The sequence below is a fragment of the Mesorhizobium montanum genome, assembly GCF_033977145.1.
Taxonomy (GTDB): Bacteria; Pseudomonadota; Alphaproteobacteria; order Rhizobiales; family Rhizobiaceae; genus Mesorhizobium; species Mesorhizobium montanum.
The window spans coordinates 50,054-63,479 of the sequence record NZ_JAVIJF010000023.1; the positions used below are offsets into that span (position 1 = coordinate 50,054).

General features: G+C 64.1%; 15 protein-coding genes. 5 read left to right on the forward strand and 10 right to left on the reverse strand.

All coding sequences use genetic code 11. The annotated features are described in order from the left end of the window. Positions 1 to 15 precede the first annotated feature (15 nt). The 7 genes from RFM68_RS26985 to RFM68_RS27015 form a co-directional block, all read right to left on the reverse strand. Positions 16 to 1,485: an MFS transporter gene (locus RFM68_RS26985; RefSeq protein ID WP_320236052.1), complete on the reverse strand. Its 1,470-nt coding sequence runs from the start codon at positions 1,483 to 1,485 to the stop codon at positions 16 to 18. Between the two features lie 186 nt (positions 1,486 to 1,671). Next, positions 1,672 to 2,148: a DUF992 domain-containing protein gene (locus tag RFM68_RS26990; protein ID WP_320236053.1), complete on the reverse strand. Its 477-nt coding sequence runs from the start codon at positions 2,146 to 2,148 to the stop codon at positions 1,672 to 1,674. A 250-nt stretch (positions 2,149 to 2,398) separates the two neighbouring features. After that, complete coding sequence (locus RFM68_RS26995; RefSeq protein ID WP_320236054.1) at positions 2,399 to 3,250, reverse strand: tetratricopeptide repeat protein; 852 nt, start codon at positions 3,248 to 3,250, stop codon at positions 2,399 to 2,401. A gap of 132 nt (positions 3,251 to 3,382) precedes the next feature. Next, positions 3,383 to 3,649 (reverse strand): 30S ribosomal protein S21, encoded by a 267-nt coding sequence (rpsU, locus tag RFM68_RS27000; RefSeq protein WP_027165252.1) that lies wholly within the window; start codon positions 3,647 to 3,649, stop codon positions 3,383 to 3,385. A gap of 172 nt (positions 3,650 to 3,821) precedes the next feature. Further along, a complete protein-coding gene (locus tag RFM68_RS27005) occupies positions 3,822 to 4,214 on the reverse strand; it encodes an SET domain-containing protein (RefSeq protein WP_320236055.1) in 393 nt (130 codons plus the stop codon). A gap of 109 nt (positions 4,215 to 4,323) precedes the next feature. Next, the gene (locus tag RFM68_RS27010) at positions 4,324 to 5,082 is read right to left on the reverse strand and encodes an SDR family oxidoreductase (protein WP_320236056.1); all 759 of its coding nucleotides are present in this window, start codon (positions 5,080 to 5,082) and stop codon (positions 4,324 to 4,326) included. Positions 5,083 to 5,184: 102 nt separating this feature from the next. Further along, positions 5,185 to 5,556 (reverse strand): YrdB family protein, encoded by a 372-nt coding sequence (locus tag RFM68_RS27015; RefSeq protein ID WP_320236057.1) that lies wholly within the window; start codon positions 5,554 to 5,556, stop codon positions 5,185 to 5,187. A gap of 201 nt (positions 5,557 to 5,757) precedes the next feature. On the opposite strand from RFM68_RS27015, the gene RFM68_RS27020 reads away from it, so the two are divergent. The 5 genes from RFM68_RS27020 (at position 5,758) to RFM68_RS27040 (ending at position 11,284) form a co-directional block, all read left to right on the forward strand. Then, a complete protein-coding gene (locus RFM68_RS27020) occupies positions 5,758 to 7,011 on the forward strand; it encodes a sarcosine oxidase subunit beta (RefSeq protein ID WP_320236058.1) in 1,254 nt (417 codons plus the stop codon). 84 nt (positions 7,012 to 7,095) lie between these two features. Further along, positions 7,096 to 7,392, forward strand: coding sequence for a sarcosine oxidase subunit delta (locus RFM68_RS27025; RefSeq protein ID WP_320236059.1), 297 nt, complete (start codon positions 7,096 to 7,098; stop codon positions 7,390 to 7,392). After that, positions 7,389 to 10,397 (forward strand): sarcosine oxidase subunit alpha, encoded by a 3,009-nt coding sequence (locus RFM68_RS27030; protein WP_320236060.1) that lies wholly within the window; start codon positions 7,389 to 7,391, stop codon positions 10,395 to 10,397. The genes RFM68_RS27025 and RFM68_RS27030 overlap by 4 nt, the downstream gene beginning before the upstream one ends. Then, complete coding sequence (locus RFM68_RS27035) at positions 10,390 to 10,968, forward strand: sarcosine oxidase subunit gamma (protein WP_320236061.1); 579 nt, start codon at positions 10,390 to 10,392, stop codon at positions 10,966 to 10,968. Before RFM68_RS27030 ends, RFM68_RS27035 begins: the two co-directional genes overlap by 8 nt. Before the next feature lie 91 nt (positions 10,969 to 11,059). Beyond that, positions 11,060 to 11,284 (forward strand): hypothetical protein, encoded by a 225-nt coding sequence (locus RFM68_RS27040; RefSeq protein WP_320236062.1) that lies wholly within the window; start codon positions 11,060 to 11,062, stop codon positions 11,282 to 11,284. Between the two features lie 88 nt (positions 11,285 to 11,372). Here the strand turns inward: RFM68_RS27040 and RFM68_RS27045 are convergent, their stop codons facing one another. The 3 genes from RFM68_RS27045 to RFM68_RS27055 form a co-directional block, all read right to left on the reverse strand. Further along, entirely contained in the window at positions 11,373 to 11,609 is a 237-nt protein-coding gene (locus RFM68_RS27045) for a DUF680 domain-containing protein (RefSeq protein ID WP_320236063.1), read from the reverse strand. Positions 11,610 to 11,834: 225 nt separating this feature from the next. Continuing rightward, positions 11,835 to 12,479, reverse strand: coding sequence for a TetR/AcrR family transcriptional regulator (locus RFM68_RS27050; protein WP_320236064.1), 645 nt, complete (start codon positions 12,477 to 12,479; stop codon positions 11,835 to 11,837). A 154-nt stretch (positions 12,480 to 12,633) separates the two neighbouring features. Beyond that, positions 12,634 to 13,410, reverse strand: coding sequence for an SDR family NAD(P)-dependent oxidoreductase (locus RFM68_RS27055; RefSeq protein ID WP_320236065.1), 777 nt, complete (start codon positions 13,408 to 13,410; stop codon positions 12,634 to 12,636). Between the last annotated feature and the right edge of the window lie 16 nt (positions 13,411 to 13,426).

Here is a 13,426-nt window from a genome sequence, read left to right on the forward strand (position 1 = left end):
TTGAGGGCGGCGGCGTCAACCTGCCGCAAGTCGCGGCTGGTTTGTTGCCAGGAAGATCTTCAGCGCTGCCAGGCACCCGAAAACGCCGAGCGGCACGAAGGCCAGAAACAGCCAGCCGGCGACAGAAGCGGCCGCGCCGCGGCTCAGCCCTTCGGAGAAGCCGCTGGCATTGGCGATGATGCCCGCGACTGCCGCGCCGACCGCGTAGCCGATGCGCTGCATGGTCGGCACGGCGGCCGAGGCGATGGTCTGCTCGTCCGGCGCCGCCGACGCGACGATGATGCGGGTCAGGAACGGCCAGGCGACGCCGAAGCCGCCGCCCTGCAAAAGGGCGCAGAGCAGGATCAGCGGGATCGAGCCGGAAGGGATCGTATAGGCGAAGCCGGCAATGCCGCAGGCAATCATCAGCGCGCCGACGAGGATGATCGACCGTTCGCGCTCCGGCGGCGCGTTGGCGACGAGGATCGACAGGATCGACCATGAGATCGATTCGGCAGCGATGATGTAGCCGCTGGTAAGCAGCGGGATGCCGTGCAACGTGGTGAGAAGCAGCGGCCCGTATATGCCGAAGGAACAGGTCGCCACCGAAAAGACAGCGACCATGGTCATGCCGGTGCCGACGGGCGAGCGCCACGAAAACAGATTTGACGGGAACAGCCGCGACCCTGGTCTCAGTGCGTCGACCCAAACGAACAGTGCCAGACCGATCAGACCGAGGCAAAGCAGCAGCGACGAGCGCAGCGGGGCGATGTCGACGCCGGCGGTCGCGATCAAGACCACGCCGAGGGCAAGGCAGGCGAGCGCGCCGTAGGGGAAAGGCGGCGCGGCATCGCCCGAAGCGCGCGGCCGCGAGGCGACGGCGGTGTTGAGAACGGTGAGACTGGCAAGCGCGACTGCGATGCCGCCCAGCGCGAAGATGCCGACCGCCCAGCGCCAGGACAGAAGCTCGACCATGATCGCGCCGATCATCGGGCCGCTGAAGGCGGCGATGCCCCAGATCGCCGACATCACGCCGAAAAGCTGCGGCCAGATGCTGCGTGCAAACAACCGCTCGACGGAGACAAACGCCAGCGACACCAGCGCGCCGCCGCCAAAGCCTTCGATCAGCCGCCCGGCGAGGAACTGGATCATCGACGGCGCGACGGCGCTCACCAATGCGCCGGCCGCGTAAAGGAGGGCTGCGACCGTCATGTTGCTGCGCAGGCTGACATAGCTGACAAGCCGCCCGGCGGCTGCGCCCGCGGTGATGGCGCCAAGCTCGTAGATTGCCAGCGACCAGCCGACCAACTGCACGCCGTCCAGTTCGCCGACCATCGCCGGCATCACCGTCGCCACCATCGTCTCGTTGGTGGCGTAAAGCAGGATGCCGAGGTTGATGAAGCAGAAGCGCGCCAGATCGCCGCTCGCCCACAGCGCCCGCCAGTTCACCTTGTTGCCGCCAGCTGCCGTCACGTCGATCTCCTGGTTGCCAACGGCAGCCTTCATTCACTTTGGAGAAGGCGCCAGGTCCAGTTCGGCAGGGCTTGTAGAACCTCAAGCGCAGTTGAGCTCAAGCGGATTCTTCACGGATTCCGACACGATTTGTGCCGAGGCTATCGGCTCCCAAAAGCAATCGGCCCGGAACACCTGTTCCGGGCCGAGCGTTTCGCGGCGGATTCTGAAGCCGAAGCTTCACTTGTAGGAGTGGACGAGGTCCAGCGAGGCCACGGTGACGGCCAGGTTGACGCCCGTCTGTGCCTGGACGCTCAGCGGCTCAAGCATGAAGGCACTGTCCAGTCCGCCGACCAGGACATTGGCGCCGCCGCCGGTGACGACGCTCGCCTCGGCGTTGACGCCATAGTAGCTGCCGGCGAGATCGCCCGCATCATGACTGCGGGTGGCGGCAAGCACCGCCCAGACAAGCTGGCCCTGATGCGTCTTGCCGACGTCGACGCCGAGCTTGGAGATCATTCCGGTGTAAATCTCGGCCGGGCCGTGATGAGAGGGTCTGAAGACGCAGGAGACGCCCTTGTTCGACGTGATGACGTAGCCGACGCCGCCGTCGATTGTGCAATCGAGCGTGCCGAGCCGGAGCGTGCCGGCACTGACTGGAGATGCGAGGACCGTGGCGGCAAGCGCAGCAGCGGCACAGGCAAGTATTTTGATCATTGGAAAGGTCCTTTCACGAAAATTTTGGCCCCGGCTTAAACGATCGAGGTGCGCGGAGCGTTCCGCTGAAACCTTGGCGCGAACATGGCAAAGGTTAACGCATCGGCCTGGGCGGTTAACGGGTCGCTATCGGCGTCTCTGGGGAGCAACACCACGGTTGCCGGCGGCGACCGAGCGATCGGGCACGACGCCGCGATCGGGGACGACGCCTAAGCGTCGTGCAATACACCTTCCAGGTGTCAGCTTCCAATCAGCTGGCGTTGCCACCGGTGCGGGACAGGCCGTCCTTGGCCGGCTGGTAGTTGGGGTCGAGGTGGATAGCCTCGCGGTAGGACTTGGCCGCCCTTACCTTGTCGCCGCGCTTTTCGTAGATCAGCGCCTGGTTGGCCCAGGCCTCGGCATTCTTGCCGTCGAGCTTGATGGCCATGTTGAAGTCGGAGAAGGCGTTGTCCTCGTCGCCCGTCGCCAGATAGGAGAGGCCGCGGCCGTTGTAGGGCTCGGCGGCATCCGGCGCCAGCGAGATGGCGGTCGAGAAGTCCTCGATGGCGAATTTGTGCTGGCCCTGGCTCTGATAGATCAGGCCGCGATTGTGGTAGGCGCGCGCGTCGGTGGTGTCGAGCTGGATCGCCTTCTGGAAGTCGTTGAAGGCATCCTGGGTACGGCCCGCCTTGCGGTAGAGATTGCCGCGGCCGATATAGGCGGCGTCGTAATTGGCGTTGATCTGGATCGACCGGTTGTAGTCGGCTAAAGCTGCTTCCTGGTTGCCGAGGAAGCGCTGGATCAGCGCACGGTTCGAATAGGCCTGGTAGAAACTCGGGTTGAGCTGGATGGCCTGGTTGAAGTCCTTGAGCGCCGCCTGGTACTGGCCGCCGCGGCCATAGGCCGAGCCGCGCACATTATAACCTTCCGGATCCTGCGGATTGCGCTGGATGACCGCCGAAAGCGACGAGATGTTCTCGCTTGAGCCTTGCGCCTTGTCGATCGAGTTGAACTCACCCGTCGGGGCCGTCTGGCACGCTGCAAGCGACAGGCCCGAAAGCAGGACCGCCGTCAGGGCGAAGCCGCGAAAAGCGGCTTTGCGCTCCACGGTAATTGCGTTCATCTTTGTCCTCACTGCCGCGGCGCCGTCAGTCCGTTCCCTCTCCGAACCGGCTTCCATGCACAAATAAAAAGGTGGCGGCGATTCCGCATCGCGCCACCCTCGGTATCCTTCGAAAAGGACGAAAAATAGGCGTTATGAGCGCGGCGAGCGCGATGCGCCGGCAGCACCAGCCGGAGCCGGGCGCGGGGTCATCGGCAGCAGGCCTTCGCGCTGGGCGCGCTTACGGGCCAGCTTGCGGGCGCGGCGCACGGCTTCGGCCTTCTCGCGGGCACGCTTCTCGGACGGCTTCTCGTAATGACCGCGCATCTTCATTTCGCGGAAAATACCTTCGCGCTGCATCTTCTTCTTCAGCGCGCGAAGCGCCTGATCAACGTTGTTGTCGCGGACGAGTACCTGCACGGGCAATCCTGTCTTCGGGTTTGATATCGTTAGGCAAACAGCCATAGCTGCAATGCCTCCGCGGCAAGTTGCACCGCGAATTGTGGCGGCTGATAGCAGAATCACGCTGTGCTGTCCACCGCTGATTGCGGGAGCCGCGATCAAAAACCGGCGTGCCGCGCCTGACTTTACCTCAGCCCTCCGCCGCCGCCAGATGGAGGCGCGCGAAATCCTCGAAGAATTCGCCATAATCGCAGGTGATTTCCTCGTCGGCCGCGATGTCGCGCGTGGCGGTGGCGCCGCCATATTGCGAGAAATCGGTGTTCGGTCGCTCCGAATGGTTCATGAAACGGCCGTTGTCGACCTCATAGACCATGAAGCCGGGCTTGTCCGGGCTCGGATAGGCATAGCGGTCCAGCAACTCGCGCAGATGCGGCGGCGCCGCCTCGTATTTTTGCATCGGGATGAGCCGGTCGAAATCGGGATTAAGCCGCCAGATCGAGGCGCCCTTTTTTATCGGTTCGGCGGCAAAAACGCCGACGCCTTCGATGGCGCTTTGGGCGACATAGGTTCTGATCAGCAGCATCGTTCCGGTCCGATTTCGACGGGCAACCAAAATCGTCAAATCCGACCGGAATGCAAGGCCGCGCAGCGACATTTTTGGCTAGCGGGCATGCTGGCGCCCGCCAATCCGTTCACGTCCGGTTGATCGAGACGCCGCCGTCGGCAAACAGCGCCGTGCCGGTGGTGAAGCTCGATGCGTCGGAAGCCAGATAAAGTGCCGAGCGGGCGATCTCTTCCGGCCGAGCCATGCGCTTCAGGGCATGAATGCCTTCGACGAAGGCACGAGCTTCTGGCGTGGTCGTCGTCGCGCCCGGCGTGTCGGTGCCGCCCGGCAGCAGCGCGTTGACCCGCAATCCGCGGGGCCCGTACTCGGCGGCCAGCACCTGCGTCAGGCCGATCAGGCCGGCCTTGGCCGCGGCATAGGCCGCCATGCCCGGCATGCCCGCGGTGTAGCCGACAAAGCTCGAGGTGAAGATCAGCGAGCCGCCGCCGCGCTCCAGCATGGCCGGTATCTGGTGCCTGGCGGCGAGGTAGGCGCTGGTCAGGTTGGTGTCCATCGTCTCGTGCCAGGTCGCCGGCGCCATGTCGGGCACCGGCCCCATCACGCCGACAGCGCCGGCGTTGTTGAAGGCGATGTCGAGGCCGCCAAATCTTGCGACGGCGAGTTCGACGAGCGCCTTCGCATGGGCCTCGTCCCTTACATCGCCGGCAAGTGCAGCCGCTGTGCCGCCGGCCGCCTCGATTTCGTCGACCAGCGCGCCGAGCTCAGCCTGCCGTCGCGCCGCGACGACGAGATTTGCACCATGTTCGGCAAACAATTTGGCGGTGGCGCGGCCGATGCCGGAGCTGGCGCCGGTGACGATGGCGACTTTGTTGGCGAGTGCGAACATTTTCCACATCCTTCCTTTGTGCCGGCCTTGCCGGCGGTTGGACGTGAAGTCGCAGATGAGGATTGCCGCGGCCACCCGAAACCCGCAAAGACCGCGGTTGGTCTACTGCCGCAACAGCCAACCCAGCCGGTCCAGTGAAAAGGCGTAGCTGAGGGAAATCAGCAGCGCCATGACAATGCCCGCGGCCTCATGGCCGGCCAGGTAGAAGCCAGCGGCACCGCCAAACAATATGATAAGTTCCAGCACCAGCCTGACGGCGCCCGGCACCGGCACCGGGGCCCGGCCCGATCGGCTCGGATCATCGAGTACGGCGAAGGTGCCCCACGACACAGCCGCGACGATCGGCAAGGCGATTGCGAGAATCCAGCGCCCGAACTCGGCCGGAAAGCTCCAGCCGGCCATGCCCAGGCCAAGCAGCGCGGAAAGCTCGAGCAGAAAGCGCAGGGTCAGGTTCCACCAGGCGTTGCCCATCATTGTTCTCCAGCGTCACGCGACAGGAAGTGTCGCTGAAGACAGTCACCGAAGCTAGCCGGATGTCTCATTTTGACCGCGGCGCAAAACGGCAAGCGCCGTCGCAAACAGCGCAAGGATGACATCGCGGTTTCGCTAGTGATACACCTCGCGTGACGGGAGAGGCCCGGACTACATCCGCGATTTTTTGGCGCGAGGCTTAACGTGAAGAAATACTCGGTATTCGCCATTGCCCGCGAGGCGATGCGCGGCCACAAGGGCTGGGAAGAACAGTGGACCTCGCCCGAGCCGAAGAAGGAATACGACGTCATCATCGTCGGCGCCGGCGGACACGGACTGGCGACGGCCTATTACCTGGCGAGCGAGCACGGCATCACCAACGTCGCGGTGTTGGAGAAGGGCTGGCTCGGCGGCGGCAATACGGGCCGCAACACCACTATCATCCGCTCGAACTACCTCTATGACGAAAGCGCCGGCATCTACGACCATGCGCTTAAGCTGTGGGATGGGCTCAGCCAGGAGCTCAACTACAACGTCATGTATTCGGCGCGCGGCGTCATGATGCTGGCGCACAACGTCCATGACGTCCAGGTGCTGAAGCGGCATGTCCATGCCAACCGCCTCAACGGCATCGACAATGAATGGCTGACGCCGGAGCAGGCGCAGGAGTTCTGCCCGCCCCTCAACATTTCCAGGGAAGCGCGCTATCCGGTGATGGGCGCGGCGTTGCAGCGGCGGGGCGGCACGGCGCGCCACGACGCGGTCGCCTGGGGCTATGCGCGCGGCGCCTCGGCGCGCGGCGTGCACATCATCCAGAATTGCGAGGTCACCGGCGTCAAGCGCGCCGCCAATGGCGCGGTCGCCGGCGTCGAGACGACACGCGGCTTCATCGGCGCCAAGAAGGTCGGCGTGGTCGCGGCCGGCCATTCGTCGGTGATCATGAACATGGCGGGCGTGCGAATGCCGCTCGAAAGCTATCCGCTGCAGGCGCTGGTGTCGGAGCCGGTCAAGCCGGTGGTGCCCTGCGTGGTGATGTCGAACACGGTGCATGCCTATATCTCGCAGTCCGACAAGGGCGAGCTCGTCATCGGCGCCGGCACCGACCAGTACGTCTCCTATTCGCAGACCGGCGGCCTGCACATATTGCAGCACACGCTCGATGCCATCTGCGAGATGTTCCCGATCTTCACCCGCATGAAGATGCTGCGCTCGTGGGGCGGCATCGTCGATGTGACGCCCGACCGCTCGCCGATCCTGGCGAAGACGCCGGTCAAGGGCCTATACGTCAATTGCGGCTGGGGCACGGGCGGCTTCAAGGCGACGCCCGGCTCCGGCAATGTCTTTGCGCACACGATCGCGAAGGACGACCCGCATCCGATCAACGCGCCCTTCACGCTCGAGCGCTTCCGCACCGGCCGCCTCATCGACGAGGCCGCAGCGGCGGCGGTGGCGCATTGATGATGGGCCAAATGACCCTTCAGCCGCTTTGCGATCAACCGGCCGGCGCGCGCGTCGGTCACGGCAAGTTTTAGGATCACCCAGATGCTTCTCATCCGCTGCCCCTATTGCGAGGAAGAGCGCCCGGAACTCGAGTTTCGCAATGCCGGCGAGGCGCATATCGCGCGCTCCACCAACATTGCCGGCGAGAGCGACGACGACTTCGAGAAATTTTTCTTCATCCGCGCTAACCCGAAGGGCGTCATCTATGAGCGCTGGCGGCACATCCATGGCTGCGCGCGCTTCTTCAATGCGGTGCGCGACACCGTCACCGACAAGTTCGTCATGACCTACAAGGCCGGTGAGCCGAAGCCCGCGAAGCTGCCTGGATCCGCGAAATGAGCGCCGCATTCCGCATTTCCGGCGCCGGTCGCCTGAAGCAGGCCAAGACCGCGCCGTTCAGCTTCGACGACAAGTCCTATACGGGTATCGAGGGCGATACGCTGGCCTCGGCGCTGCTCGCCAACGGCGTGCACCTGGTCGGCCGCTCGTTCAAATATCATCGGCCGCGCGGCTTTCTTTCGGCCGGCGCGGAGGAGCCCAACGCGCTGGTGCAGATCGTGCGCGACGATGCACGCAAGACGCCGAACGTGCGGGCGACCGTGCAGGAACTCTATGACGGGCTGGCCGCCAATTCGCAGAACCGCTGGCCGTCGCTCGCCTTCGACGTCGGTGCGGTGAACGACATCGCCTCGCCGCTGTTCTCGGCCGGCTTCTACTACAAGACTTTCATGTGGCCGAAATCGGCCTGGAAGAACCTTTACGAGCCGAAGATCCGCGCCGCGGCCGGCCTCGGCGTTTCTCCCGACAAGCCGGATCCGGACCATTATGCGGCGCGCTACGCCCATTGCGAGGTGCTGGTGCTGGGCGGCGGCGCTGCCGGTATTGCCGCGGCCCTTGCCGCGGCCGAGACCGGCGTGCGGGTGATCCTCGCCGACGAGCAGGCGGAATTCGGCGGCAGCCTGCGCTTCGAGAGCGGCGCCAGGATCGACGGAGAGAACGGCTATGTCTGGGCGCAAGCCGCGATCGCCAGACTGAAGGCGATGGACAATGTACGCGTGCTCTCTCGCACCACTGCCTTTGGCTATTACGCGCAGAATTTCGTCGGCCTCGTCGAGCGAGTCAGCGACCATCTCAAGAGCCCCGGCCGCGAGTTGGCGCGCGAGCGCCTGTGGCAGGTCCGCGCGGGCCGAGTCGTGATCGCGACCGGCGCCATCGAGCGGCACATGGTCTTCGCCAACAACGATCGGCCGGGCGTGATGCTCGCTTCGGCGGCGCGCACCTATCTCAACCACTATGGCGTCGCCGTCGGCAGGAATGTCGGGGTCTACACGGCCAACGACTCCGCTTACGCTGCGGCGATCGACCTCAAGAAGGCCGGCGTCAATATCGCGGCGATCGTCGACCTGCGCGACAATCCGTCGGGACCGGTGATCGACGAGGCGAGGGGTCTCGGCATCGAGATCAATTTTGGCCGCGCCGTGGTCAGCGCCGGCGGCAAGCTGCGCGTATCGTCGATGACCGTGCAGCCAAAGAACGGCGGTGGCGAACGGACCATCCCGGTCGACGCCATCCTGATGTCGGCCGGCTGGACGCCGTCGGTGCACCTGTTTTCGCAGTCGCGCGGCAAGGTCGCCTTCAACGACGAGACCAAGCGCTTCGTGCCGGGCACCTATGCACAGGATTGCGTGTCAGTCGGCGCCTGCAACGGCACCGACGGATTGGCCGCCTCGGTCGACGAGGCTTACGCGGCCGGCGCCAAGGCCGCGAAGGAGGCCGGCGGCAAGGATTCCATCGTCAAGACGGGCAAGAGCGCCAAGCCGAAGGTCGATGCCGGCGAGAGCTGGTCGCGCGGCATGCTGGGCGCAGCGCCCGGCGCCGGACCGGGCACAACGATCAAGGCCTTCGTCGATTTCCAGAATGACGTCACAGCCAAGGATATCCGTCAGGCGGTGCATGAAGGCATGCACTCGATCGAGCATGTCAAGCGCTTCACCACCAACGGCATGGCGACCGACCAGGGCAAGACGTCGAACATGCATGGCCTGGCGATCGCCGCCGAGACGCTCGGCAAGCCGATCCCGCAAGTGGGCCTCACCACCTTCCGCGCGCCCTATACGCCGGTGACCTTCGGCTCGATCGTCGGGCATGCGCGCGGCGCCCTGTTCGATCCGACCCGCCGCACGGCAACACATGGCTGGGCGGCTGCCCAAGGTGCTGTGTTCGAGGATGTCGGGCACTGGAAACGCGCGTGGTATTTCCCCAAGGCCGGCGAGGATATGCACGCCGCAGTCGACCGCGAATGCGTGACGGTGCGCAAGGCGGCCGGCCTGTTCGACGCCTCGACGCTGGGCAAGATCGAGGTTGTCGGGCCGGACGCGGCGAAGTTCATGGAACTGCTCTACACCAACCCGTGGGAGAAGCTGGAAACCGGCCGCTGCCGCTATGGCATCATGCTGCGCGAGGACGGCTTCATCTATGACGACGGCGTCGTCGGCAGGCTGGCGCCGGACCGCTTCCATGTAACGACGACGACCGGCGGCGCGCCGCGCGTCATGAACCACATGGAGGATTACCTCCAGACCGAATTTCCGCATCTCAATGTCTGGCTGACTTCGATCACCGAACAATGGGCTGTCATCGCGGTGCAAGGACCGAGCGCGCGGAAGATTATTGAACCTTTGGTCGAAGGCATCGACATGTCGGACGAGGCGATGCCGCATATGTCGGTGCGTGAGGGCAAGATCTGCGGCGTGCCGACGAGGCTGTTCCGCATGTCCTTCACCGGCGAACGCGGCTTCGAGGTCAACGTGCCGGCCGATTACGGCGAGGCTGTCTGGGAAGCGCTGTGGGCCGAAGGCCAGAAGCATGGCGCGACCGCCTACGGCACCGAGTCGATGCACGTGCTGCGTGCCGAGAAGGGCTATATCATCGTCGGCCAGGACACCGACGGCACGGTGACGCCGAACGATGCCGGGCTCGACTGGGCGGTGGGCAAGAAGAAGACCGACTTCGTCGGCATTCGCGGCCTGACCCGCTCGGACCTGGTGGCCAAGGGCCGCAAGCAGCTCGTCGGTCTCAAGACCAAGGATCCGAAGGTGGTGCTGGAAGAGGGCGCGCAGATCGTCGATGATCCGAAGCAGGCTATCCCGATGAAGATGATCGGCCACGTCACCTCCAGCTATTGGTCGCAGAATTGCGGCCGCTCGATCGCACTGGCGCTGATAGCCGGCGGTCGCGACCGCATGGGGCAGACGCTCTATGTGCCGATGCCGAATGGCACGATCGAGGTGGAGGTCACCGGCATGGTGTTCGTCGACGAGAAGGGAGAACACCTCAATGGCTAAGGCCACCACCAAGACAAAAGCCGCCTCACCTTCCGTCGAGCGGCGTCCGGCATATGCCGGCCGCACGCTGTCGGCGCCCGGCGTGAAGGTGGAAATGCTGCCGCCGGCCGAGCGCATTTCGCTGCGCGCGCCGCAGGCTTCGCTCGCTGCGCTTTCCAGGGCGCTCGGCGTGGCGCTTCCGACCAAGCCGAAGACCTCGGCGACGAAGGACGGGCGCACGGCGCTGTGGCTCGGACCCGACGAATGGTTGATCATCGACGAAGCCGGCAACGATCCGCTCGCCGACTGCGCCAAGACCTCGGCGCTGCATTCGGTGGTCGGCATCTCGCACCGCAATGTCGCCATCTCGGTCTCCGGACCGGCCGCAGAAATGACAGTCAGTTCCGGCTGTCCGCAGGATCTGTCGCTCGACGCATTCCCGATCGGGGCTGCCTCGCGCACCATTCTCGGCAAGTCCGAGATCGTGCTGCTGCGCACCGCGTCCGATAGTTTCCGGGTGGAGTGCTGGCGCTCCTTCTCGGACTATGTCTTTACTTTGCTGTCGGAAGCGGCAAGCGACGCGGCGAACTGATTTTTCCGGCAGCCTCCGCCAGGAGGCGGCGTGGCGGAACCGAACCGTCGCCGCTCCGTTGCGTTTCCGCAACGCGCGAAGGGAGAAGCCGATGCCGTCCAAATCAGCGTCAAAGTCACCCAAGAAAACAGCTGCGGTCCGTTCGCTCGAGCAGGAGCGGCATCACATGATCGCGGAAGAAGAACTTGAGGAAGGCCTCGAGGACACGTTCCCGGCCAGCGACCCGGTGTCGATCACCGGCACCTCCATTTCCGGCGCGCCGGCAAAGCCGATAAAGGCCAAGGCCGTGCCAGGAACGAAACCGCGTAAGAAATAGGCTTGGGCGGATCGCTCAGGGCGACAAGCAAGGACGAAAAAGGGCGGCCAAGTGCCGCCCGTTTTCGTTGAGGTCTTGCCGATAGCGGTCAGAGGCCGGGCACGAACCACGGGCTGACATCGATGCCAAGCCGCGGGCTTTTGGTCGTCTGCGTGTTCTTGACGTCGGCCTTTTCCACGGAACCGGTCGCGGTGCAATCAAGAACCACATTGGCCTTGGTCTGGACGCAGGCTGCGGGGGTATGCTTGACCGGCTGGTTCGCGCCGGCAAAAGCGCCGCCCGAGAAAGCCAGCACGGTGGCGAGGGTGAGGATGGTCTTCTTCATTTTCCGTCTCCGTTAAATTCCGTACATGTACAATATACCGTACACATACGGTTAACGGAAGCTAAATTCAAGAGGGAATCTTGTACGCGTACGACAAATTTTCTTGAACGTAGGAATTCGCCGCCTCGTAGCAAGCGATCAGAGCGGTCGGTTGTGTTTGTTTTCGCGCAATTCCTGGTCGGAAAACCTGCGACATGCTTTCTTGGAACGGGAAGAGAAAGCCGGTCAGCAGTTGACGGGTGTTTCGGTGAGCGGGGGGATGTCCTGCGCCGACAGTCCGGCCAGCGTGAAATCGCACATGCGCTTCACATAGGCCTGGGCATCGCCGAACGGATAGAAGGGAAAGGTGATCAAGAGCGAGATCGTGCCGTGGCCGACGGTCCACAGCATGGTGGCGATAGCGCGCGGGTCGCCCTTGAGCTTGCCGGCGGCAACGCAGGCCTCGACGCGGCTGATCAGAACCTTCATGGCAGGGTTGCCCTCTTCCATGTCCTCGTAGCTGCGTCCCTCGGGAAGCTTGGTCTTCTCGGTCATGAAGACGGTGCGGTATTCGTTGGGATTGCCAAGACCGAAGGCGGCGTATTCGGTCATCACCGCCTTTAGCGCCTCTATCGGGTCGTCGGCGGGGTGCTCCTCGATGCGCCGGGCGAGCGTTTCGAAGGCGTCTTCCGCGAGCGCAAACAGGATGTCCTGCTTGTCTGCGAAATAGGAATAGACCGACATCGGCGCATAGCCGACGCGCTTGGCCAACTTGCGGATGGTCAGGCCCTCGTAGCCCTCTTCCTGCACCAGCTTGTGAGCTGCCGCGACCAATTCGGAGCGAAGCTCCGCCTTCTGCTTTTCGCGGCGTTTCTGAACGCTCAGCGTCAATGTCCGCCTGCCTTTGTGATTGGTTGCCTTACTAAATTATATACGCTGTACGGAAACGGACAAGAGAGCGTTCCGGTTCCGCTGCGTCCGCTCTAACTCTCTGTTTCCAACGGAGTTCCGGACGCAAAACGTCAGGCAGCTTTCCTGGAATTGCTCAAATCGCACCAATGCCGCCATCGAGCGCGAGCGCATGACCGGTCATGAAGGAATTGGCCGAGTCGGCTAGAAACAGGATGCCTGTGGTGATCTCATCCACCTCGCCGACACGTTTCATCGGCACGCCACGTGTGAGTTCCGCAAGCGCTTCGGCTTCGGGCGCGCCGGCGAAGCGGACGAAACCGTCGACCATCGCCGTGCGGGTGTGGGCCGGGCAGACGGCATTGATGCGTATCCCCTTGCTGGCATATTCGACGGCCGCCGAGCGCGTCAGCCCGACGACGCCATGCTTGGCAGCGGCATAAACCGACAGCTTGGGCGCACCCGAGAGGCCGGCGACCGAGGCGATGTTGACGATGACGCCGCCTTTGCCGCCTTCCTTGAACTGGCGTTCCATCTGCGGGATCTGGTGCTTCATGGCATAAAAGACGCCGAGCAGGTCGACCTCGACCACGCGGCGCGCCTCTTCCGAGGTCACCTGCGGCAGGCGTACGAAGCTGTGCACGATGCCGGCATTGTTGACGGCGATGTCGAGCCGGCCGAATTCTTCTACGGCCAGCTTCACCAGATCCTCGGAGAGTTTCTCCTCGGCAATGTTGCCGGCAAGCACCGTTGTCTCGGCGTCAAGCGTCGTGGCGAAAGCGCTCAGCGCATTCTCGTCGAGATCGGAGAGCACGAGCCGGGCGCCTTCGGCGGCGAAGGCTTTTGCAGCGCCGCTACCGAGACCGCCCGTCGCACCGGTGATGAGTACGCTCGCCCCGTTGAAACGGCCCATCGTTCAGCTCTCCCGT

Bases quoted from the DNA above. Each gene is read 5' to 3' on its own strand.
- RFM68_RS27055 (WP_320236065.1), bottom strand. From the start codon at position 13,410: ATGGGCCGTTTCAACGGGGCGAGCGTACTCATCACCGGTGCGACGGGC.
- RFM68_RS27040 (WP_320236062.1), top strand. From the start codon at position 11,060: ATGCCGTCCAAATCAGCGTCAAAGTCACCCAAGAAAACAGCTGCGGTC.
- RFM68_RS27005 (WP_320236055.1), bottom strand. From the start codon at position 4,214: ATGCTGCTGATCAGAACCTATGTCGCCCAAAGCGCCATCGAAGGCGTC.
- RFM68_RS27035 (WP_320236061.1), top strand. From the start codon at position 10,390: ATGGCTAAGGCCACCACCAAGACAAAAGCCGCCTCACCTTCCGTCGAG.
- RFM68_RS27045 (WP_320236063.1), bottom strand. From the start codon at position 11,609: ATGAAGAAGACCATCCTCACCCTCGCCACCGTGCTGGCTTTCTCGGGC.
- RFM68_RS27025 (WP_320236059.1), top strand. From the start codon at position 7,096: ATGCTTCTCATCCGCTGCCCCTATTGCGAGGAAGAGCGCCCGGAACTC.
- RFM68_RS27015 (WP_320236057.1), bottom strand. From the start codon at position 5,556: ATGATGGGCAACGCCTGGTGGAACCTGACCCTGCGCTTTCTGCTCGAG.
- RFM68_RS26995 (WP_320236054.1), bottom strand. From the start codon at position 3,250: ATGAACGCAATTACCGTGGAGCGCAAAGCCGCTTTTCGCGGCTTCGCC.
- RFM68_RS27030 (WP_320236060.1), top strand. From the start codon at position 7,389: ATGAGCGCCGCATTCCGCATTTCCGGCGCCGGTCGCCTGAAGCAGGCC.
- RFM68_RS26990 (WP_320236053.1), bottom strand. From the start codon at position 2,148: ATGATCAAAATACTTGCCTGTGCCGCTGCTGCGCTTGCCGCCACGGTC.
- RFM68_RS27010 (WP_320236056.1), bottom strand. From the start codon at position 5,082: ATGTTCGCACTCGCCAACAAAGTCGCCATCGTCACCGGCGCCAGCTCC.
- RFM68_RS26985 (WP_320236052.1), bottom strand. From the start codon at position 1,485: ATGAAGGCTGCCGTTGGCAACCAGGAGATCGACGTGACGGCAGCTGGC.